The organism is Streptomyces sp. NPDC104814 (assembly GCF_055583185.1).
Genome location: NZ_JBVJOL010000005.1, coordinates 312,982 through 335,081, shown reverse-complemented (window position 1 = coordinate 335,081; position 22,100 = coordinate 312,982). Strand labels below are relative to the sequence as shown.

12 protein-coding genes are annotated in these 22,100 nt (G+C 72.9%); 2 read left to right on the top strand and 10 right to left on the bottom strand.

Going from position 1 to position 22,100, the window contains the following annotated elements:
- Positions 1 to 10 precede the first annotated feature (10 nt).
- The 7 genes from ACZ64A_RS19915 to ACZ64A_RS19885 form a co-directional block, all read right to left on the bottom strand.
- The gene (locus ACZ64A_RS19915) at positions 11 to 1,816 is read right to left on the bottom strand and encodes a GMC oxidoreductase (protein WP_469811729.1); all 1,806 of its coding nucleotides are present in this window, start codon (positions 1,814 to 1,816) and stop codon (positions 11 to 13) included.
- A gap of 70 nt (positions 1,817 to 1,886) precedes the next feature.
- Positions 1,887 to 3,500, bottom strand: a complete 1,614-nt coding sequence (locus ACZ64A_RS19910) for a succinic semialdehyde dehydrogenase (protein ID WP_469811727.1) — start codon at positions 3,498 to 3,500, stop codon at positions 1,887 to 1,889.
- Between the two features lie 125 nt (positions 3,501 to 3,625).
- A complete protein-coding gene (locus ACZ64A_RS19905; protein ID WP_469811725.1) occupies positions 3,626 to 5,272 on the bottom strand; it encodes a serine/threonine-protein kinase in 1,647 nt (548 codons plus the stop codon).
- A gap of 129 nt (positions 5,273 to 5,401) precedes the next feature.
- Positions 5,402 to 7,297, bottom strand: a complete 1,896-nt coding sequence (locus ACZ64A_RS19900; RefSeq protein WP_469811723.1) for a serine/threonine-protein kinase — start codon at positions 7,295 to 7,297, stop codon at positions 5,402 to 5,404.
- Between the two features lie 58 nt (positions 7,298 to 7,355).
- The gene (locus ACZ64A_RS19895; protein WP_469811722.1) at positions 7,356 to 9,098 is read right to left on the bottom strand and encodes a serine/threonine-protein kinase; all 1,743 of its coding nucleotides are present in this window, start codon (positions 9,096 to 9,098) and stop codon (positions 7,356 to 7,358) included.
- A 183-nt stretch (positions 9,099 to 9,281) separates the two neighbouring features.
- Entirely contained in the window at positions 9,282 to 11,720 is a 2,439-nt protein-coding gene (locus ACZ64A_RS19890) for a protein kinase (protein WP_469811721.1), read from the bottom strand.
- Positions 11,721 to 11,885: 165 nt separating this feature from the next.
- Positions 11,886 to 13,865: a serine/threonine-protein kinase gene (locus ACZ64A_RS19885; protein ID WP_469811720.1), complete on the bottom strand. Its 1,980-nt coding sequence runs from the start codon at positions 13,863 to 13,865 to the stop codon at positions 11,886 to 11,888.
- Between the two features lie 203 nt (positions 13,866 to 14,068).
- Between ACZ64A_RS19885 and ACZ64A_RS19880 the strand changes: the two genes are divergently transcribed.
- A complete protein-coding gene (locus ACZ64A_RS19880; protein ID WP_469811718.1) occupies positions 14,069 to 15,223 on the top strand; it encodes a serine hydrolase domain-containing protein in 1,155 nt (384 codons plus the stop codon).
- 97 nt (positions 15,224 to 15,320) lie between these two features.
- Here the strand turns inward: ACZ64A_RS19880 and ACZ64A_RS19875 are convergent, their stop codons facing one another.
- Positions 15,321 to 17,027, bottom strand: coding sequence for a glycerol-3-phosphate dehydrogenase/oxidase (locus tag ACZ64A_RS19875; RefSeq protein ID WP_469811717.1), 1,707 nt, complete (start codon positions 17,025 to 17,027; stop codon positions 15,321 to 15,323).
- 324 nt (positions 17,028 to 17,351) lie between these two features.
- Between ACZ64A_RS19875 and ACZ64A_RS19870 the strand changes: the two genes are divergently transcribed.
- Positions 17,352 to 18,560 carry a nucleotide sugar dehydrogenase gene (locus tag ACZ64A_RS19870; RefSeq protein WP_469811716.1) on the top strand — a complete coding sequence of 403 codons (1,209 nt, stop codon included), beginning with the start codon at positions 17,352 to 17,354 and terminating at the stop codon, positions 18,558 to 18,560.
- A gap of 654 nt (positions 18,561 to 19,214) precedes the next feature.
- On the opposite strand, the gene ACZ64A_RS19865 is transcribed toward ACZ64A_RS19870, so the two are convergent.
- Both ACZ64A_RS19865 and guaB read right to left on the bottom strand, forming a co-directional pair.
- Positions 19,215 to 20,339 (bottom strand): GuaB3 family IMP dehydrogenase-related protein, encoded by a 1,125-nt coding sequence (locus ACZ64A_RS19865; RefSeq protein ID WP_469811714.1) that lies wholly within the window; start codon positions 20,337 to 20,339, stop codon positions 19,215 to 19,217.
- A gap of 118 nt (positions 20,340 to 20,457) precedes the next feature.
- Entirely contained in the window at positions 20,458 to 21,960 is a 1,503-nt protein-coding gene (gene guaB, locus ACZ64A_RS19860; protein WP_469811712.1) for an IMP dehydrogenase, read from the bottom strand.
- Between the last annotated feature and the right edge of the window lie 140 nt (positions 21,961 to 22,100).

Genomic DNA, 22,100 nt, shown 5'->3' with positions numbered 1-22,100 from the left:
AAGCCGCCCGTTACTTCTTCGGCGGCACCGCCGGCATGCCCAGGAACGGCAGGCGCAGCGCGCCGAACGCGTCGGCCGGGACCGCCGGGGACTGCGGCTCGACCGGCTTCAGGCGCTCGTAGCCCGCGCCCTGTGCGGGGCGCGCGTCGGCCTCGCCCTTGTTGGGCCAGTACGACATCGCCCGCTCGGCCTGCGCGGTGATGGTCAGCGACGGGTTGACGCCCAGGTTCGCGGAGACCGCGGCGCCGTCCACCACCGAGATGCCGGGGTGGCCGTACAGCCGGTGGTAGGGGTCGATCACGCCGGTCTCGGGCGAGTCGCCGATCGGGCAGCCGCCGAGGAAGTGCGCGGTGAGCGGGGTGCCCATCAGCTCGCCGACGTTGGACCCGGCGAAGCCGTTGATCTCGGCGGCGAGCGCGGTGGCGCCGTCGGTGGCGGCCTTGATCTGCTTGGGGTTGGGCGAGCCGTGGCCCTGCCGCGCGGTCAGCAGGCCCTTGCCCACACCGTCGGGCTTCAGATACGTCGTCAGCGAGTTGTCCAGGGACTGCATCACCAGGCCGATGATGGTCCGCTCCGACCACTTGCGGTTGGACAGGGAGCGCAGCACCAGCATCGGGTGCCGGGCGGCGTTGGCGAGCCAGGCGGCGACGCGGGAGCGGCCCTCGGCGTAGGGGACCTGGAGGATGGACAGGCTGCCCATCGAGTTGGATCCCTTGCCGTAGCGGACCGGTTCGATGTGGGTGTTCTCGTCGGGGTGGATGGACGAGGTGATGGCGACCCCGCGGGTGAAGTCGGCCCGGGTGTCGCCGGTGGCCTTGCGGTAGCGCCGGTCGTCGGTCTGCGCGCCGACCAGCGCCTCGGAGTTGGTGCGGGTCAGCTCGCCCAGCCGCGGCGACAGGTACGGCAGATGACCGCTCGCCTTCATGCGGTGCAGCAGGGTCTGGGTGCCGTAGGTGCCGGCGGCGAGGACGACCCGGCGGGCGGTGAAGGTGCGGCCCCGGCCCTTCCTCTTGTTGTCGGTCGGCAGCGTGGCGATGGCGTACCCGCCGCGGGAGTCGTCCGTGACGGAGACGACCGTGGTCATGGGGTGCACGACCGCGCCGGCCTTCTCGGCGAGGTAGAGGTAGTTCTCGTTCAGGGTGTTCTTCGCGCCGTGCCGGCAGCCCGTCATGCACTCGCCGCACTCGATGCACGCCCTCCGGGCGGGTCCGGCGCCGCCGAAGTACGGGTCGGCGACCTGCCGGCCCGGCTCCGCCTTCGCCGTGCCGTCGGCGTCCTCGCCGTCCCCGAAGAACACGCCGACCGGTGCCATGTGGAAGGTGTCGCCGCAGCCCATCCGCTCCGCCGCCGCCTTCAGATGCACGTCGGAGGGGGTCATGGTCGGGTTCAGCCGCACCCCGAGCATGCGCCGCGCCTGGTCGTAGTACGGCGCCAGCTCCTCCTGCCAGTCGGTGATGTGCCGCCACTGGGGGTCGTCGAAGAAGGGCTTCGGCGGGACGTAGAGGGTGTTGGCGTAGTTGAGGGAACCGCCGCCGACGCCCGCGCCCGCCAGCACCATCACGTTGCCGAGCAGGTGGATGCGCTGGATGCCGAAGAGGCCCAGCTTCGGGGCCCAGAGGTAGTTCTTCAGGTCCCAGCTGTTCTTCGGCAGGGACTCCCGGGTGAAGCGGCGGCCGGCCTCCAGGACGCCCACCTTGTATCCCTTTTCGGTGAGGCGCAGGGCGGTGACGGAACCGCCGAAGCCGGAGCCCACGACGATCACGTCGTAGTCGTACCCGTCCTCGTCCCGGGCCTGGACAGACTTCTCCTGCGACACGTGCTCTCCTCGTCGAGAACGGGGGGTCAAGAACGGGCGGTCAAGAACGGGGGGTCAAGAACGGGTGGGTCTAGCGGAGGCGGAACGCCTTCATCAGCTTCAGACTGCGGCTCATGAACGCCGCGTACTGCTCGTCGGTCATGCCCAGGGACGGGGCCATCGGCAGCAGCCGCTGGTGGGCGACCGTCTGCGCCTCGGTGTACTTGAGGATGCCCTCGGAGCCGTGCCGGCGGCCGAGGCCGGAGTCCTTCATGCCGCCCATCGGGGACTGCACACTGCCGTAGGCGGGGGCGTAGCCCTCGTTGATGTTGACGGTGCCGGTGCGCAGCCGGGCCGCGACGGCGCGGCCCCGGCGGGCGTCCTTGGTCCACACCGAGGAGTTCAGTCCGTACGGCGTGCCGTTGGCCTGCTCGATCGCCTCGTCCTCGGAGCGGAAGCGGTAGATGGAGACGACCGGGCCGAAGGTCTCCTCGGTGCACACGGACATCGGCTCGGTGACGCCGTCGAGGATCGTCGGTTCGAAGAAGTACGGGCCGATGTCGGGGCGGGCGACCCCGCCGGCGACGACCTTCGCGCCCTTGGCGACGGCCTCCTCCACGTGCCGCTCGACGGTCTTCAGCTGCCGCTCCCCGACCAGCGAGCCCATGTCGGCGCCGTAGGCCAGGGAGGTGCCGAGGCGCATGGCCTTGGTGCGGGCGGCGAAGCGCTCCAGGAAGGCGTCGGCGACCGACTCGTGGACGTAGAGCCGCTCGATGGAGATGCACAGCTGACCGGCGGAGGAGAAGCAGCCGCGCACCGCGCCCGCCGCCGCCTTGTCGAGATCGGCGTCCTCCAGCACCAGCATGGCGTTCTTGCCGCCGAGTTCGAGGGAGACGCCGACCAGACGGGCCGCGGCGCGCTCGGCGACCTCGCGGCCGGTGCGGGTGGAGCCGGTGAAGGAGACGTAGTCGGCGTGCCGGACGACCTCCGGGCCGATCACCGGGCCGTCGCCGATGACCACCTGGAAGACCTCGGCAGGCAGCCCCGCCTCGATGAGCAGGTCACGGGCCCACAGAGCGGTCAGGCAGGTCTCGGTGTCCGGCTTCATGACGACCGCGTTGCCCGCGACGAACGCCGGCAGCGCGTCGCCGACGGACAGCTCCAGCGGGTAGTTCCACGGGGCGATCTGGCCGACGACACCGCGCGGGTGGCGCAGCTCGGTGACCTTGGTCAGGGTCGGCACGGCACCGGTGTGCCGCTTGGGCCTGAGGTAGGCGGGGGCCTTGCGGCCGTAGTGGCGGGCGGCAACGGCCACGGCCTGCACCTCCTCGTGGGCGTGCAGCCTGGCCTTGCCGGTCTCCAGCTGGATCAGGTCCAGCACCTCGGCCTGCCGGGCGAGGACGAGGTCGTGGAAGCGCAGCAGGACGGCGGCGCGCTGCCGCACCGGGACCTGCGCCCACACGGCCTGGGCGGCGCGGGCGGCCGCGAAGGCCTTCTCCACGTCCTCGGGGGTGGACTCGGGCAGGTCTGCGAGCTTCTCCCCGGTGAACGGCGTGTGGTTGGCGGTCCGGCCCGATCCGGCCACCCCCTTGGTGAGCTGGGCGACCAGCTCGGGGGTGACCACATCGGCGGCGGTGCGGGCACCCTGGGGTGCGGGGGCGAGGGGGTTGGTGCCGGTCTTGGCCGGTGCCTGCGCGTCCGTCATGGGCGCAGGGTATGCCGGAGCGGAGCCTTTGTGTACCCGTCGGTAACGGGGATTCACCGACCGCTCACACGCCGCCAGCGATCACTGGCAACAAACCCGCTGATCAGGGCGTCGGGGCGCTCGGATCACGGCTTGTCGACGTCGAGGTTCGCGATCGCCACGCGCGCCACCTCACGGCCCCGTTCGGTGAAGTCGCCCTTGCCCGGGTAGCTCACGGTCAGCTTGTACATGTCGCCGGACTGCGTGCGGTAGTAGAAGATCTGCACCTCGCGCGGGCGCGGGTGCTGGCTGTCGTTGGTGGTGTAGGTGAGAGTGTTGTGGGCGGCCTCGCGGCCGTGGAAGCTCTTGTTCCCCTCCGGCACGGTCCGCGGGCCGGCCGGCATCTCCAGGTCGTACTCGCCGTTCTGCTTGAACTCGCCGTCGTCGGCGTACATCTGGGCGGTCGAGGAGTCGGCGATCTTCCCGCTGCTGTCCTCGGACTTCTTGTCCAGCGCCAGCCCGATCCAGATGCTGCCGCCGGGGTCGCTGTAGGTCACCCAGTGGCCCTGGTCGGTCTTCGGGTCGGGCAGGGCGCGGTCGTACTGTCCGGGGAAGGCGACCGTCGCGCGCAGCGCGCTCTCGTGCCGCGTCTTCCATCCGTCGGGCAGCGGTCCGGCGAACGGGTCGGCGAGCACCAGGTACGCCGCCACGGCGGCGGCGACCAGGGCGGCGCCGACGCCCAGCCAGGCCTTGCGTCCGAGTCTCACGCCACGCCCGCCCCGGTCGACGTACCGCACGGCCTGCGTCGGCTGCGGCGCGGGCGGCTCCGCGGCCGCCGTGAGCAGGGCACGGACCCGGGCGGCGGACGGGCGGTGTGCCGGGTCCTTGCGGAGCAGTCCGTCGATGGCCTCGGCGAGCGGGCCCGGCGCCGAGGCGGGCGGGGCCGGCGTGGCGTTGAGGACCGACTGCAGGGTGGCGGGCGTGTTGCTGCGGCGGAACGGTGAGACGCCCTCCGTCGCCGCGTACAGCACCACGCCGAGCGACCACAGGTCGGACGCGGGCCCGGGGCGCTGCCCGAGCACCCGCTCCGGCGCGATGTACTCGGGCGAGCCGACGAAACCGCCGGTGTCGGTCAGCTGGGTCTCGCCCTCGATCCGGGCGATCCCGAAGTCGGTGAGGACGATCCGGTCGTGCCGGCCGAGCAGGATGTTGTCCGGCTTGACGTCCCGGTGCAGGATGCCCGCCGCGTGCGCGGCCTCCAGCGCGCCCAGCACCTCCAGCCCGATCCGTGCGGCCTCGCGCGCGTCGAGCGTGCCCTCTTGGAGGGCGGCGCCGAGCGAGCGGCCCCGCACCAGCTCCATCACGATCCACGGCCGGCCGTCGACCACGGCCACGTCGTGCACGTTGACGACCGCCGGGTGGTCCAGCCGGGCCGCCGCGCGCGCCTCGCGGCGCATCCGCTCGAAGGCGTTGTCCCGTTCGCGGTCGGGCAGATGGTCGGGGACGCGGGGCTCCTTGACGGCGACCTCCCGGTCCACCGTCTCGTCCTTGGCCCGCCACACCGTGCCCATGCCGCCGTGGCCGAGCTTGGCGAGCAGCCGGTAACGGCCGGCGATGAGCCGCCCGGCGCCCGGCTCACCCTGCGCGGGCAGCGGCTGGGCGCCCGGGGAGGACGGCGGCTGGGCGCCCGGGGAGGACGGCGGCTGGGCCGGGGCGGCCGCCGGGTTGGGCGGCTGCAGGACAAAGCTGGTCGTCTCGTCGGCCCCCTGGCCGGCGCCCCCGTTGCTGCTCATGGAACCATCCATACCGTGTGCGGCGCGTCCCGCTCCACCGGGAAACGCAAGTGGTCACAGACCCGTGACCGTTCGGGACCGGCCGCCCTCAAGAAGGCGTGATCGGGTGACCGTTGAGGACCGGCCGCCCTAGGAACGTGTGAACGTGTCCACGGCCACGTCGAAGTACTCCCGCCCCTCGCGGACCTTCCCGACCGGCGCCGACACCCACACGTCGTACATCCGGCCGTCCTCCTCCCAGCACAGGTCGTAGGTGTGCCGGGCGCCCTCCGCGGCGGTGAAGCCGTTCCAGGTGAACTCCCAGAGCGCGGCGGGTTGTCCGCCGTGGGTGGTCTCGGTGACGGTGCCGGCGTGGTAACCCGGGTTCGTGTCGGCGCCGTCGGCGGCCTGGCGGCGCATCACGCCGAGGGGGCCGCCGGGTTCGGGAGCGGAGACCTTGACGCCGAGGCGGTACGTGCCGTCCGGCGAGAGGTAGAACACCCGCTCGCCCTGCGGCCGGCGGACGAATCCCTCGGGCACGGCGAGCCGGAAACCGGCGGGGTCGTCGGCGATCCGGTAGCCGGACGGCGCGACGGGCCGGGCTCCGTCGCCTGAGGCCTGGGAGCCGGTGGCCGGAGAGCCGGTGCCGGTGGATCCGGTGCCGGTGCCGGAGGAACCGGGTCCGGTCGGGGCCGGGTTCGGGGAGCGGGTGACCGTGACGGTGGCGGCGGGTGCCGTCGCCGGGGAGCTCGCCCGGCCCGGAACCGCCGGGCTGCCGCCCTGGTCGCCGCCCTGCATCAGCAGCGCCGCCGCCGACACGCCCGCACCGGCCATCGCCGCGACGAGGAAAGCGGCCACCAGCACACCCCGCGTGGAGCGTTCGGGCGCCCGCCCCGTCTCGGCCGCGCCGCCGGAACGCGGCAGACCGGCGTGCGTGGGCGTGTACCCGGCCCCGGCGTGCGCGGTGGAGTCCCGGGCCGGGTCGGGCGTACGACCGTCCCGGGCCGGGTCGGGCGTACGACCGGACACGGCGCCCGGCTCCGGACCCCAGCCGGCCGGACGCGCCCCGGAACCCGTCCCCGCGCCCGGCAGTGACCGGTGCCCGAACCCCGCGTCGGCCTCCGGCGAGGACCCGGGCCCGGCGCCCTGAGCAGCACCTGCCCCGAAGCCCACGCCCGCGCCCCCGCCCTCGCCCTCGCCCTCGTCCGGGAGGGACCCCGTGTCGCGGAAGGCGCGCAGCAGCCGCTCGGCCTGGGTCGCGTCCAGCCGTCGCTCCGGGTCGCGCTCCAGCAGCCCGCGGACGACGGGCAGCAACGGCGCCGCCTGCTCCGGCGTACGGATGTCGTCGATGACGACGGCGTGCAGGATGCCGCCCAGCGAGTCGCGCCGGAAGGGTGACTCACCGCTGAGGATCGTGCACAGCAGGGCGCCGAGCGACCACAGGTCGGAGGCGGGCCCGGTGGCGGTGCCGGACATCCGCTCGGGCGCGGTGTACTCGGGCGAGCCGACGAAGGACCCGGTCTCCGTCAGCGTCGTGGCGCCGGCGACCTGGGCGATCCCGAAGTCGGTGAGGACGACACGGTCGGTGCCGGCCTCGATGAGGACGTTCGCCGGTTTCAGGTCCCGGTGCAGCACCCCGGCGGCGTGCGCCGCGCTCAGCGCGCCGAGCAGGGCCACGCCGATGCGCGCGGCCTCGGCGGCGTCGACCGGGCCGCCGCGCGCGATCCGGTCGGCGAGCGTGCCGCCGTCGACCAGCTCCATGACGAGATAGGGCCGCCGGCCGTCCTCGACGACATCGTGGACGACCACGATGTTCGGGTGCCGCAGTTGCGCGACCGCGCGGGCCTCGCGCAGCGTCCGGTCCCGCTGGGCCCGTGCCTGCTCGGCCGAGAGGGTCTCGTCGAGCGCGATCTCCTTCACCGCCACCCGCCGGCCCAGCAGCTGGTCGGTCGCCTGCCACACGATGCCCATGCCGCCCCGGCCCAGCCGTGCGTCGAGCCGGTAACGGCCCGCGATCACACGGGCATCCTCCCCCTCGGTCCCCATGCGCCCCATCATGCCGCACCGGACGCCCCGGCTCCGGGGCACCGATCGGCCAACAGGGTTACGCGGAGACCTTCTCCTGCCAGCTGCGCAGGATCGCCTTGAACTGTGCTTGCGTGGTCGCCCAGTCCTGCGTCGGTCCCGACAGGAGCAGCGCGTACTCGGTGCCGTCGTCACCGAAGTAGACCTCGTCGACGGCTCTGCGCGGGCCGGGGAACCGGGTGTCCTTGGCGAGCGCGGTGAACGTGTACTCCCACAGCGACGCCCGGTGGTCCCGGTAGGTGACGACCTCGAGCTTGCGCTGCCGGTAGTCGACGAGCCGGTGCAACTGCTTGTCCAGGGACAGCTGGTGCTGGTACGGGTCGTTGAAGTCCGGGTCGGTGTCGATGGCGACGCGCAGGAAGTGGTTGCCGTCGTCGGGTGTGTAGTCGATCTGGGTCAGGCCGTCCTTGTCGCTGAACAGCTGCCGCTGCCAGCCCTTGGGCAGGGCGAGGCCGAAGCCCTTGGGATCGCTGATCTGCTGCCAGTCGTCGGGGACCGAGCCCTGGTCGCCGCCGGTGTCCTTGGTGCTGGGCGGTGAGGAGGTCACGGCCGGGCCGGCGTGATTGCCGGAGCCGTGGCCCCACTGCTGGAGCACCACCGCCGTACCGGCGCCGACGACCGCGGCGACGGCGAGGACGAGCGCGACGGTGCGCCCGCGGCGGCGCCGCGGCGGAGCGGGAGGCATCTGCGTGGGTCCGACGGCCGTCGGTCCGGTCCCCGGGCCGTGCGGTGTCATCGGGGTGTTGTAGACGGACCCGGTGGGGTGGCCGGGACCCGCGGTGTACCCGGACTGGGTGCCGGAACCGGCGTTGTACCCCGCGTGGGTGCCGGAACCGGCGTTGTACCCCGGGTCGGTGCCGGAGCCCGTGGTGTGCCCGGAGCCCGTGTCGTACGGGGTCCGCTGACCGCCGTGCTGGGTCGGCACATACGCCTGCGCCGCGCTGGGCCGGCGGCCCTCCGCCGCCTCCGCGAGCATCTGCTCGGCCTCGGCGACGCCGGGCCGGGTGGCCGGATCCTTGCGCAGCAGTGCGGAGATGACGGGCGCGAGCGGGCCGGCGTACCCGGGCTGGTCGGCCTCCTCCTCGACGACGGCCTGCATGGTGGACAACGGCGAGGTGCGCCGGAACGGCGAGCGCCCCTCCACGGCCGTGTACAGCGTCGCGCCCAGCGCCCACAGGTCGGAGGCCGGGCCCGGGTCGTGTCCGCGGACCCGTTCGGGCGCGAGGTAGTCGACCGAACCGACGACCTCGCCGGTCCGCGTGATGGTGGTGTCGCCCTCGATCTGGGCGATGCCGAAGTCGGTGAGCAGGACCCGGCCGTCGTGGGAGAGCAGCACGTTGCCGGGCTTGACGTCCCGGTGCAGGACGCCGGCGGTGTGCGCGGCGCGCAGCGCGCGCAGCACCCACATCCCGATCCGGGCGGCCTCGGCGGGCTCGATACGGCCCTGCTCCTTGACGGCGTCGGCGAGCGAGTGCCCCTCGACCAGCTCCATCACGATCCACGGGCGGCCGTCGTGCTCCAGCACGTCGTGCACGGTGACGACGGCGGAGTGGTTGATGCGTGCGGCGGCGCGTGCCTCGGCGCGGGTGCGCGCGAGCAGGACCTGCTGGTCGCTGTCGGAGACGTAGAGCGCCGCGGTCAGCTCCTTGATCGCGACGGCGCGGTGCAACAGCTCGTCGTGCGCGCGCCACACACGGCCCATACCGCCGCTGCCGATGGAATCGGCGAGCCGGTAGCGGCCCGCGAGGAGCAGGCCCTGCATCTGATTCACGTTGCCCCGCAATGCTCTTGACAGGGTCAGGGTAAAGACAGCCCGGCGTCCGGGGAACAAGCGGGGTGCCACGGTGACCGCACTGTGACGGTTGTCGCTTTGCGTGACCGCGGGCAACCCGATGGACTGCTGATGCGTACGCCCCCTTTTGTACGGCCCGTCTGTGCGGGTTGGTCAGCCCGTGTACTGGTAACTGCCCGACGCCTGCTCGTACAACCGCGTCACCTCGTCCCGTTCGGCCTCCGGGCCACGCACCTGCACCACGTGGTAGCGCCCGCCGACCAGCAGGGCCAGATTGCGCACGTACAGTTCACGGCCGTCGGCGCCGGTCCAGGTGAACTGGCCCTCCGCCATGGTCCGTCCGCCGACCTGGATCGTCTTCAGCCCGGTGGCGGTCGCCCAGGACGAGTCCCGGTACGGCTGCAGCTCCGGCTCCCGCTCCCGCTGATACGCCATCGGGTCGCCGCCGTAGCCCGCGGCGCTGTCCCGGCCGGGGACGACGATCAGCGTGAAGTCACCGTGGGTGTACGTCACCTGGCCCCGGCCGTTGCCCGGGGTGCGCTGCCAGCCGTCGGCGACGGCGATACGGAATCCGGCCGGGTCCTTACGCAGCGTGAAACCAGCGGCGACATCGGGGCCGGTGGTCTGCGCGTGCGTGGAACCGGCCGACGCCCCCGGACCGTTGCCGTCCTGGGTGCCGGGCGAGGTCTGCTCGGGGCGCGGCGCGCTGCTCGCGTCCGGCTCCCGGGAGGCGGACCCGGCCGCGCCGGTCCGGTCGGCGCCCCTGTCCCCGGCGCTGCCGGACTTCGGCAGGAAGAACATGGCGTACGCGATCGCCGCCGCGAGCACCAGCAGGATCAGCAGAAGCAGGGTCCGGCCGAGGCTGCGCGGTGAACGCTCCTTCCCCGCGGCCCGCTTGTGCCGGCCGTGCGGGGCGGGCAGCCCGGCGCGCCGCCTGCGCACCAGCTCGCCCCGGCGCCGTACGACGGGCAGCTTGCCGGGGTCGGCGGGCGGGGCGGCCACGACGTGCACCCCGGCCTCCGGTTCGGGCGCGGAACGCACCAGGGAGCGCAGCCAGCCGCTCAGCTCCTCGAAGTCGATGCGGTCGGTCGGGTCCTGACGCAGCAGCGACTCCACGACCGGCCGCAGCGCACCGCACTCCTCGGCGAAGGCGGGCGGCTCGGCGCACACCATCTGCACCAGCTCGGCCGTGGACTCCTCCGGATACGGCGCGTGCCCCTGCACGGCCCGGAAGAGCAGCGCGCCGAGCGCCCACAGGTCGGTCGCGGGGCCGATGGGCGCGGCCAACTGCCAGTTCTCGTGCACCGGCCCGGCCTGCTCCGGCGCCCACCGCTCGGTCACCGCGCCGACCACCGTCATCCGCGTCTGCCTTGCCCGCTCGGCGGCGAGCGCGGTGCGCGGGCCGCGGGGGGCCGGGGCGGTGAGGGAGGGGTCGCCCCACGGCGCGGGCCCGGGCCGCGAGTCGGCGGGGGCGGCCCCGGGGGGCTGGAGTGCGGTGCCGCGCACGCCATAGGGGTCGCCGATCCGGCCCGGCGCCGCGCTGTCGGGCCGCTCCAGCCCTGGGCGTTCCGGCGACTGCGGCTCGCCGGGGGCGGTGAGCTCCGCCTCGGCCGGCGGGCGGGCGCCGGGCAGGGCGACACGGCCGTTGTGCGTGGTGTGCTGCGCCTCCTGCACCCGGGCCGCCGCCCGCGCGCCCGCGCGGTACGCGGCGATCGCACCGGCCCGTGCGGCCCGCACGTCCTCGGCGTTGCCGGCGCCTGCCGGGCGGGGCAGCGCGGCGGCCCCGGCGCCCGCCGGCCGGCTCCCGGCGACCGGCAGTCCGCCGGTGGCGCGGGCCTGGATGGCGGCCCGCCTGGCCGTCTCGGCGTCCGGCGCGGCACCGCTGTCCTCGGGCCGCCCCGGCGGGGGGACACGGCCGGCGCCACCGGCATGCTCTTCCGCACCGCCCTGCCCGTCGCCGGTCTCCTCCTGCAGCTCGGGCGGCACCGGGTCGTACCCGCACAGGGCCTCCTCGGCCGCGCCGACCGCCAGGCCGGTGAGCATGACCCGGCCGTCGTCGCAGACCAGGACGGTACGGGCGGTGATGTTGCGGTGCACCCAGCCGTGCGCGTGCAGCACGCGCAGCGCCATCAGCACGTCGGAGGCGACCTCGGCCGCCCGGTACGGCGTCAGCGGCTGCTGGGCCAGCAGCGCGGCGAGCGGGCGCGCGGCCACCAGCTCGCTGACGATCCACAGCGAACCGCCCTCCGCGAACACGTCGAAGACCTGGTCCAGCCGCGGATGGTCGGGTATCCGCGCCGCGGCCTGCACGGCCTCCACCGCCCGGCGCACCACGGGGTCGGCGGGACGGCGCACGTCCGGGCTCGCGCCCCGCCCGGCGCCCCGGCGCTCACGCGGGGTGAATCCGGCGGGCAGCCCCTCGGCGTCCAGCACCTCCGCCTCGACGACCTCAGGCAACGGCACCTGCCGGATGAGGACTTCCTGCCCGCTGTAGGTGTCGAACGCCCGGGTCTCGGTGAGTTCGTACGCGTCGGACGGCGGCAGCGGCAGGCGGTAGCGGTCGGCGAGGACCCGTCCCGCGTAGTCGTCCACGTTGCCTCCCCCGGCCGCCCGGTTGGTCAGATCCGTTCGCCACGCGTCCCGTTGCGGGCGTCCCCTCCGCTGCGTACGGTCCGCAAGCATTCACGATACGTGCCGGAGGCAACCCGCAAAGAGGGGTTGCCCGATCTGACTCGACGAACGCACCGGCGGCGGGCGTCACTTCTTCGGCTGGAACGTCTCCGTCAGCGTCTGCCAGGTCTGCCGGCGCAGATCCCCGTCCCAGTCGGCGGCCTTCGCCGTGTACATCAGCGCGTACCCCTGACGGTCGTTCACCACGAAGCCCCGGTCGACCGTCCGGTACTGCGTTCCCCCGTCGGCGTAGGTGAACTCCCAGTCGGCCGTGTTCCAGCTCCTGAAGCCCACCTTCTCTATACGGATCCTGTGGTACTGGGAACGCACCATGTCGCGCTCCTGGTTGCGCCAGTCCGCGACCGGGTCGTCCTTCGGTGTCGAGGTCCAGGCCACCAGCAGCTTCTGCCCGCCCGGGCCGGTGAAGCGGTCCCCCGCCGAGCCCGTGGACTGGAACACCCACCCGGCGGGCAGCCCGATCGTGTAGCCCTGGCCGCCCTGGTGCGTACGCGTCACCGGCGCACCACCGGGAACGGCCGAGCCGGCCGTACCACCGGACGGGCTCGGGCCCGTGCCCGGCGTGCTCGCCCCACCCGAGGCGGCCGAGGACGCTGCCCCGGGCGAGGAGGAACCGTCCGTGCCGGTCGCGCCCCCCTTGCCCGGCTTGGTGGCGGCGCCGCCGCTCGCCACGGTCGTGGACGGCCGCGCTCCCTGTGCACCCTTGTCGTCGCTGTCGTCCCCGCCCAGCGCGAACGCCAGCACGGTGCCGAGCACGGCGAGCGCCGCGACCACCGCGATGATCACCAGCGTGCGCTTGGGGACCACATCGGTGAGCGGCGCCCGGGGCACCGGCCGCGGCGACAGGTCGAGGTCCGGCGGCGGCACCACGTTCCACCCGCCACCGGTGCGGCCCTTGCCGGCACCGGCCGCGCCCTCGCCGGCCGCCGCGGACGCGGACGACGTGGTCCTGGTGCTGTGCGCCGACGCCCCCGGCTCGGCACGCTCGTCGGACGCGGCACGCGTCGCCGCGCCGGAGCTGCCCGCCGCGGCCTTGCGCACGGAACGCAGCGCCCCGCGCAGCCGCTCCGCCGCCTCCTCACCGCGCTTGCCCCCGGCCCCGTCCGGCTGCGGCGGCAACGGCACGACCTTCGTGGCGTCCGGCGCCTGCTCCGGGCCTGCCTCTGGGGCGTCCGGCGCGTTGATCACGGCCTTGAGCATCACGCGCGCGCCCGCGTCGTCCAGCCGCTGCGCCGGGTCCTTGGTGAGCAGGCCGTAGATGACGTCCTTGAGCGGCCCGGCGTTCTTCGGCTCCTCCAGCTGCTCGGTCATCACCGCGGTGAGGGTGGCGATCGCCGAGCCCTTGTCGTAGGGCGGGGTGCCCTCCACCGCCGCGTACAGCAGCCCGCCCAGCGACCACAGGTCGGCCGCCGGTCCCGGCTTGTGCCCGCGGGCCCGCTCCGGGGAGATGTAGGAGGGCGCGCCGACGAGCATGCCGGTGGAGGTGATGGACGGGTCACCCTCCACCTGGGCGATGCCGAAGTCGGTGAGCACGACCCGGCCGTCCTCCGCGATCAGCACGTTGGACGGCTTCACGTCACGGTGCAGGATGCCCTCGCGGTGGGCCGAGCGCAGCACGTCGAGGACGGCGAGCCCGACCTCCGCCGCGCGCCGGGGCTCCAGCAGGCCGTCCTCCCGGATGACCTCGGCGAGGGACTTGCCCTCGACCAGCTCCATCACGATCCAGGGCCGGTCGTCCTCCTGGACCACGTCGAAGACGGTCACCGCGCTGGTGTTGCGGATCCGGGCGATCGCCTTGGCCTCGCGCAGCGTCCGCGTGATGAGCCGGCGCTTCTCCTCCTCGTCGATGTTCGACGGGAAGCGCAGCTCCTTGACCGCGACCGTCCGCCCGAGGGTCTCGTCCGTGGCCCGCCACACGGTGCCCATGCCACCGCGGCCGAGCACACCCTCCAGCCGGTACCGCCCGGCGAGGAGACGCTCGCTCCTGTCCTGACGAGAGTCCTGACGAGTGTCCTGACGAGATGTCCCCGCCCGCTCCGCCTCCGACATGCGTCCCCTCAAACCAACCCGCCCTGACAGAGCCTCCATTGTCCCTCACCCGACAAGTGCCCGGCGCACCCAGGGTGCCCCACGCCCGTGGACCGCCCGCCGGCCCCGCCACCAGGCGGCGAAGCCGCCGCCACCCGGCTGACTCCCCGCCCGCGCCGCGCTGCATGATGGTCGCCGACAGCGGCGGCCGAAGGGAGACGGCGATGACGCCACGCCGTGGGTTCGCGCCGCGCGGACCCGTGCCCGTCGCCTCCTTCCTCCTTCCACTGCGGACCCTGCTGACCTTTTCCGCGGCCGCCGCCGTCCTGCTGGGCCTGGCCCCGGCGGACGGGACCTTCGCGGCGCCGCGCCCGGTGAGCGTCCCCACGGCCGCCGTCTCGCCCGCCGGAAGGCGCACGGCGCCGGCCACCGACGCCCTCCTCCCTCTGCTCCTCACCCGCGGCCACGCCCCCGCCGCCGCACTGCTCGCCGGTGGCACGGCCGGCAGCCATTACGCCCAGGCCGGGCCCGGCATCTCCCGCGCCGACCACTTCCGGGCCGGCAGCCTCACCAAGACCTTCATCGCCACCGTCGTCCTGCAACTGGCCGCCGAGCACCGGCTGTCCCTCACGGACACCGTGGAGCAGCACCTGCCCGGGCTGGTGCGCCGAGCCGGCAACGACGGGCGCGCGCTGACCCTGCGTTCCCTGCTCACCCACACCAGCGGGCTGTACGACTTCACCCGGCTCACCGGGGCCACCGTCCCTCTCACTGCGCTGCAGGCCGTGCGCCTCGCGCTCACCCACCCTCCGACCGACCGAGGCCGCTTCTCCTACTCCAACACCGACTACGTCGTGCTCGGCATGGTGATCCAGCAGGTCACCGGCCACTCCTACGCCACCGAGGCCGAGCGGCGCATCCTCGCTCCGCTGGGTCTGTCCGGCACCTCCTTCCCTGGCTCCCGCACCACGCTGCCCTCACCTCACGGCCGCGCTTACGCCGCCGACGGTTCCGATGTCACCGCGCTCGACCCGCGGGTGGCCGGGGCCGCGGGCGAGCTGGTGACCACGCTCGCCGATCTGAACCGCTTCTGGACGGCACTGCTCGGCGGTGAACTGCTGCCCCCGCGCCGGCTGCGCGAGATGCTCGACACCCGTGCCGCACAAGGCCTGTACGGCATGGGCCTGTACCCGGTGAAACTGCCGTGCGGCACCACGGTGTGGGGACACAACGGGCGGATCTCCGGCAGCTACGTGCGCACCGCGGCCACCGTCGACGGCCGTCGCGTCCTCACCTTCCGCGTGAACACGACCGCGATCGCAGACCCCCGCCTCGAACCGGCCTTGCTCGCCGCCGAGTTCTGCCCTCGCACCCGGTAGAACGGACAGGCGCCGAACGGAGATCCCGCCCGGCGCCACGCTTTCGGGTGAACCCGGCACCCGCCCCGACGTCTGCTGGAGCAGTGCCGGCCGGTGCCTACAACGGCACGATGTCCGGCGCCCCCAGGCGCGCCGCGTCCGCCGTCTGGTCGTCCGGCTGGAGCTGCGACTCGCGTTCCGCCTCCACCCGCTTCTCGTAGTGCTCGACCTCGCGGTCGATCTGGCCCTCGTCCCAGCCGAGCACCGGCGCCATCAGCTCCGCGGCCTCACGGGCACTGCGGGTGCCGCGGTCGAAGGTCTCGATGGAGATGCGGGTGCGCCGGGTGAGCACGTCGTCCAGGTGCCGTGCCCCCTCGTGCGAGGCGGCGTAGACGATCTCCGCGCGCAGGTAGTCGTCGGCGAACTGCAGCGGTGCGCCGAGCGAGGGGTCCTTGGCGATGAGGTCGAGGAGTTCCTCGGCCAGCGCGCCGTAACGGTTCAGCAGGTGCTCCACCCGGACCACGTGCAGCCCTGTCTGCGCGGCGATGCGCGCCCGCGCGTTCCACAGCGCCCGGTAGCCCTCCGCGCCCAGCAGCGGGACCTCCTCGGTGACGCAGTCGGCGACCCGCATGTCGAGCCCGTGCACCGCCTCGTCGACGGCGTCCTTGGCCATCACCCGGTACGTCGTGTACTTGCCGCCCGCGACGACCACCAGACCCGGCGCGGGGTGCGCCACGGTGTGTTCGCGCGACAGCTTGCTGGTGGCGTCGGACTCCCCGGCCAGCAGCGGCCGCAGCCCGGCGTAGACACCTTCGACATCGTCCCGGGTCAGCGGTACGGCGAGCACGGAGTTGACGTGTTCCAGGAGGTAGTCGATGTCGGCGCTGGACGCGGCCGGGTGGGCCTTGTCCAGGCTCCACTCGGTGTCGGTGGTGCCGACGATCCAGTGCCGGCCCCAGGGGATGACGAACAGCACGGACTTCTCGGTGCGCAGGATCAGGCCCGTGGAGGAGCTGATGCGGTCGCGCGGGACGACCAGGTGGATGCCCTTGGAGGCACGGACGTGGAACTGGCCGCGCTCCCCCACCATGGCCTGTGTGTCGTCGGTCCACACACCGGTGGCGTTGACGATCTGCTTGGCCCGGACCTCGTACTCGCCGCCGCCCTCGACGTCCCTCACCCGGGCCCCGACGACCCGCTCGCCCTCGCGCAGGAACCCGGTCACACGGGCCCGGTTGGCCACCTTCGCCCCGTAGGAGGCGGCCGTGCGCACGAGGGTGGCGACGAACCGGGCGTCGTCCATCTGGGCGTCGTAGTACTGCAAGGCGCCGACCAGGGCGTCCTTCTTCAGACACGGCGCCACCCGCAGCGCGTGACGGCGGGTCAGGTGCCGGTGCAGGGGCAGGCCCCGGCCGTGGCCTCGGGCCATGGACATTCCGTCGTAGAGCGCGACGCCCGAGCCGGCGTACCACCGCTCCCAGCCCTTGTGCTGGAGCGGGTAGAGGAACGGCACCGGTTTCACCAGGTGCGGGGCGAGCCGCTCCAGCAGCAGGCCGCGCTCCTTCAGCGCCTCCCGTACGAGGGCGAAGTCGAGCATCTCCAGATAGCGCAGACCACCGTGGATCAGTTTGCTGGACCTGCTGGAGGTGCCCGAGGCCCAGTCGCGCGCCTCGACCAGACCCGTGGACAGTCCGCGGGTCACGGCGTCGAGGGCGGTGCCCGCGCCGACGACTCCGCCGCCGATCACCAGCACGTCCAGTTCTCGCTCGGCCATCGCCGCGAGGGACTCGGCACGCTGCGCCGGCCCCAGTGTCGCTGTCCTCACCGCTGCCTCCCGCATCTCATCCGCGTCGGCCGCACCCGTCGGGCGAAGCCCGGTTCCGGTTCCCGGATCCCGCCGTCGCACTCCCGCGTGCCTCGCGACGTCCGGTCCCAGCCCTCATGCCCAAATTCTGACGGTCTTGCCCGACATCAGCCACCACGCGAGCCACAGCCTGTGGACAACCCCAGGCCACGCCCACGGAAACGCACACGAACAATCCCTCATATCGGTCATATTTACCCGTAGTCTGACATTGCGCTCGCTCATTCTGTCCACCGGGCTTGCGCACCTGTCCCGCTTCGGTTATTGGGAAGGACGGCCCACGCCATGCCCGCAGATCTCGCCGTCATCGGACTCGGCCCGCTCGGCCTGCCCCTGGCGCAGGCCGCCGTCGCCGCCGGTATCCCCACCGTCGGCTACCGCACCGGCCCGGAGGCCTCCTCCCTCACCCCCGCCGAACTGCGCCGGATGCTCTCGGGGGGCTTCCGGCAGCCCACCGGCCCCGCCGAACTGGGCCGCGTCCGCACCGCCGTCATCTGCGCCCCCACTCCGCGCGGCGCCGACGGCGAGCCGGACCTCGGCCAGGTCGAGTCGGCCGCCCGCACCCTCGCCGGGCACCTGCGCCCGCACACCACCGTGATCCTCGAATCCCCGGTCCCGCCCGGCACGACCGAGAACTTCCTGCGCCGGCTCCTGGAACAGGGCTCGGGCCTGCGGGCGGGCCGCGACTTCCACCTCGCCTATTCACCCAGTCGGGTGGATCCCGGCAACCGCGACCACACGCCGGCCACCACTCCGAAGGTCATCGGCGGCCTCACCCCCGCCTGCACCGAGTCGGCCGCGGCCTTCTACAGCCGCCTCACCGACAAGGTGGTACGCGCGCGTGGCCTCAGGGAGGCCGAGACGGTGCAGGTCCTGGAGACCAACTACCGGCACGTCAACATGGCCCTCGTCAACGAGATGGCCGTGCTGTGCCACGAGCTGGGCGTCGATCTGTGGGACGTGGTGCGCTGCGCGGAGACCAAGCCGTTCGGCTTCCAGGCGTTCCGCCCGGGCCCCGGCGTCGGCGGCCACTCCGTCCCCCAGGACCTGTCGAGCAGGACGGTCCGCGGACTGCGCATGGTGGAACTGGCCCAGCAGGTCAACAGCCGCATGCCCCGGTACGTCGTCCAGCGCGCCGCGGCCCTGCTCAACGAGCACGGCAAGTCCGCCCGCGGCGCCCGGGTGCTGCTCCTCGGCGTCACCTACAAGCCCGACCTCGCCGACCAGCAGGGCACGCCCGCCGAGGAGATCGCGACGGCGCTGATGAAGCTCGGCGCGGCCGTCAGCTACCACGACCCGCTCGTCCCGTCCTGGAACGTCCTGGACCGCCCGGTCCCCCGCGCCGACTCCCTCTACGAGGCGGCCGCCGACGCCGACCTGACGATCCTGCTCCAGCAACACCGCACGTACGACCTCCAGGGCCTGTCCGTGAAGGCCCAGCTACTGCTGGACACACGGGGAGCCACCCCCACGGGGGCGGCGCACCGGTTGTGACCGGGGGCGCGCGGTGGTGCGAGGCGGCCGGGCTGGTGGCGTGAGAGATCGCCCACCGGTAACTTGGAATCGGGTGGAGCCCACCGCAGTAGGCGCTGCGGCAGGCTCCTGATGGATCACGGGTGTCCGTCCCTAGTTCTCGTAGGGACGGCCGCTCACCATCCAGAATGGGTGGAGCCCACCGCAGAGGGCACTGCGGCAGGCTCCTGATGGATCACGGGTGTCCGTCCCTAGCTCATGTAGGGACGGCCGCTCACCATCCGAAAAGTCGCAAGATCCACCTCCTCCGGAACTTCACCAGCCGAAGCCGGATCTCGTCCCAGCGAGTGGGCTTGCGATGGCGTCCCATGGGCGCCCCCTTCCACGACACCGCCCAGTGCCCGGTGGACGGTCCGTTCGGAACGCGGGCCGGGCCCCGCGGGCGCGGGTCCGGAAGCATGTCCTTGGAAGGGGGCGACCCAGAGAGCTGGGGTCGCCGATCACGGACACTACCGCCCGCCTACGCCCGTTCGGCCCGCATTCGCTCCGAACGCAACCACGCGCCCCCTCCCGCACCACGCGCCCCCTGACCAGGCACAACACGCGCGCACGCATGCGAAAGGCCGGCCACCCCTTCCCGGGTGGCCGGCCTTTTTCAGCCGTGTGCTGGGGCGGCTAGCGTCGGTGCTGGGAGTCCGCCACCGTTACCTCGACGCGCTGGAACTCCTTCAGCTCGCTGTAGCCGGTGGTGGCCATCGCGCGGCGCAGGGCGCCGAAGAAGTTCATCGAGCCGTCCGGCGTGTGCGACGGGCCCGTGAGGATCTCCTCGATCGTACCGACCGTGCCCAGGTCGACCTTCTGGCCGCGCGGCAGCTCCTCGTTGACGGCCTCCATGCCCCAGTGGTGGCCCTTGCCCGGCGCGTCCGTGCCGCGGGCGAGCGGGGAGCCCATCATCACCGCGTCGGCGCCGCAGGCGATCGCCTTGGGCAGGTCACCGGACCAGCCGACGCCGCCGTCCGCGATCACGTGCACGTACCGGCCGCCGGACTCGTCCATGTAGTCACGGCGGGCGGCCGCCACGTCGGCGACCGCGGTGGCCATCGGGACCTGGATGCCCAGCACGTTGCGCGTGGTGTGGGCGGCGCCGCCGCCGAAGCCGACGAGGACGCCCGCCGCGCCGGTGCGCATCAGGTGGAGCGCGGCGGTGTAGGTGGCGCAGCCGCCGACGATCACCGGGACGTCCAGCTCGTAGATGAACTGCTTGAGGTTCAGCGGCTCGTGCGCGGACGACACGTGCTCCGCCGAGACCGTCGTACCGCGGATGACGAAGATGTCCACGCCCGCGTCGACGACGGCCTTGGAGAACTGCGCGGTGCGCTGCGGGGAGAGCGCGGCGGCGGTGACCACGCCCGAGTCGCGCACCTCCTTGATGCGCTGCCCGATCAGCTCCTCCTTGATCGGCGCGGCGTAGACCTCCTGCAGGCGGCGGGTCGCGGCCTCGGCCGGCAGCTCGGCGATCTCGTCGAGCAGCGGCTGCGGGTCCTCGTACCGCGTCCACAGGCCCTCGAGGTTGAGCACGCCGAGGCCGCCCAGCTCGCCGATGCGGATCGCGGTCGCCGGGGAGACGACGGAGTCCATGGGGGCGGCCAGGAAGGGCAGCTCGAAGCGGTAGGCGTCGATCTGCCAGGCGATCGAGACCTCCTTCGGGTCCCGCGTACGGCGGCTGGGGACGACGGCGATGTCGTCGAAGGCGTACGCCCGGCGGCCGCGCTTGCCGCGCCCGATCTCGATCTCAGTCACGTTGGTGGCCTTTCCCTGATGCGTTGCAGCGCCTTCCAGTATCCCCGACGGGTACGACAACGGCGGCCCCGGATGTCCCGGGGCCGCCGTCGCACGGACCTTCACACAAGGGAGGGCGTCACTTGCTGCTGTAGTTCGGAGCCTCGACCGTCATCTGGATGTCGTGCGGGTGGCTCTCCTTGAGACCCGCGGACGTGATCCGGACGAAGCGGCCTTTGGACTCCATCTCGTCGATGGTGGCGGCGCCGACGTAGCCCATGGTCTGGCGCAGACCGCCGACCAGCTGGTGCAGCACGTTGGCCAGCGGGCCGCGGTAGGGCACCTGGCCCTCGACGCCCTCGGGCACGAGCTTGTCGTCGGAGCCGACGTCGGCCTGGAAGTAGCGGTCCTTGGAGTACGACTTGGCCTGGCCGCGGGACTGCATGGCGCCCAGCGAGCCCATGCCGCGGTACGACTTGAACTGCTTGCCGTTGATGAACAGCAGCTCGCCCGGCGACTCCTCACAGCCGGCGAGGAGGCTGCCGAGCATGACGGTGTCGGCGCCGGCGGCCAGCGCCTTGCCGATGTCACCGGAGTACTGCAGACCACCGTCGCCGATCAGCGGGACGCCGGCCGGGCGGGCGGCGAGGGAGGCCTCGTAGATGGCGGTGACCTGGGGGACACCGATGCCCGCGACCACACGGGTGGTGCAGATGGAGCCCGGGCCCACGCCGACCTTGATGCCGTCGACGCCGGCGTCGATCAGCGCCTGCGCGCCGTCGCGGGTGGCGACGTTGCCGCCGATCACGTCGACGTTCACGCTGGACTTGATCTTCGCCATCCAGCTCAGGGCGTTGCTGTTGTGGCCGTGGGAGGTGTCGACGACGAGGAAGTCCACACCGGCCGCGGCGAGCGCCTGGGCACGCTCCAGGGCCTCGGGGCTGGCGCCCACGGCGGCACCGACGAGCAGGCGGCCCGTGGCGTCCTTCGCGGCGTTCGGGTACTTCTCCGCCTTGACGAAGTCCTTGACGGTGATCAGGCCCTTGAGGACACCGTCGTCGTCGACCAGCGGCAGCTTCTCGATCTTGTGCTTGCGCAGCAGCTCCATGGCCTCGACGCCGGAGATGCCCACCTTGCCGGTGACCAGCGGCATCGGGGTCATGACCTCGCGGACCTGACGGCTGCGGTCGCTCTCGAAGGCCATGTCACGGTTGGTGACGATGCCGAGCAGCTTGCGGTTGCCGTCGGTGACGGGCACACCGCTGATGCGGAACTTGGCGCACAGCGCGTCGGCCTCGGCGAGCGTGGCGTCCGGGTGGATGGTGATGGGGTTGGCCACCATGCCGGACTCGGAGCGCTTCACCAGGTCGACCTGGTTGACCTGGTCCTCGACGGAGAGGTTGCGGTGCAGGACGCCGACGCCGCCCAGCCGCGCCATCGCGATCGCCATGCGGGACTCGGTCACCTTGTCCATCGCCGCCGAGAGCAGCGGGATGTTGACCCGGACGTTGCGGGAGATGCGGGACGAGGTGTCGACCGCGTTGGGGAGCACCTCGGATGCACCCGGCAGCAGCAGCACGTCGTCGTAGGTCAGCCCGAGTGTCGCGAATTTACCGGGCACTCCGTCGACGTTTGCAGTCATGACACCTTCCCCAAATGGCCTTGATCGGTGCGGATGTCCATGCTAACGGGAGATGGACCCGTCTCATTCCACGGTTGTGGACCGCTTACGGCTTCGTATGTTCGTACGGAAGCCAGTGGTCGCCTGTTCAACCAAGGCGC

What these genes read in the sequence shown, in the direction of transcription:
- ACZ64A_RS19910 (WP_469811727.1), bottom strand. Translation starts at nt 3,500, where the DNA reads ATGACGGACGCGCAGGCACCGGCCAAGACCGGCACCAACCCCCTCGCC.
- ACZ64A_RS19905 (WP_469811725.1), bottom strand. Translation starts at nt 5,272, where the DNA reads ATGAGCAGCAACGGGGGCGCCGGCCAGGGGGCCGACGAGACGACCAGC.
- ACZ64A_RS19900 (WP_469811723.1), bottom strand. Translation starts at nt 7,297, where the DNA reads ATGGGGACCGAGGGGGAGGATGCCCGTGTGATCGCGGGCCGTTACCGG.
- ACZ64A_RS19895 (WP_469811722.1), bottom strand. Translation starts at nt 9,098, where the DNA reads ATGCAGGGCCTGCTCCTCGCGGGCCGCTACCGGCTCGCCGATTCCATC.
- ACZ64A_RS19885 (WP_469811720.1), bottom strand. Translation starts at nt 13,865, where the DNA reads ATGTCGGAGGCGGAGCGGGCGGGGACATCTCGTCAGGACACTCGTCAG.
- ACZ64A_RS19880 (WP_469811718.1), top strand. Translation starts at nt 14,069, where the DNA reads ATGACGCCACGCCGTGGGTTCGCGCCGCGCGGACCCGTGCCCGTCGCC.
- ACZ64A_RS19870 (WP_469811716.1), top strand. Translation starts at nt 17,352, where the DNA reads ATGCCCGCAGATCTCGCCGTCATCGGACTCGGCCCGCTCGGCCTGCCC.
- guaB (WP_469811712.1), bottom strand. Translation starts at nt 21,960, where the DNA reads ATGACTGCAAACGTCGACGGAGTGCCCGGTAAATTCGCGACACTCGGG.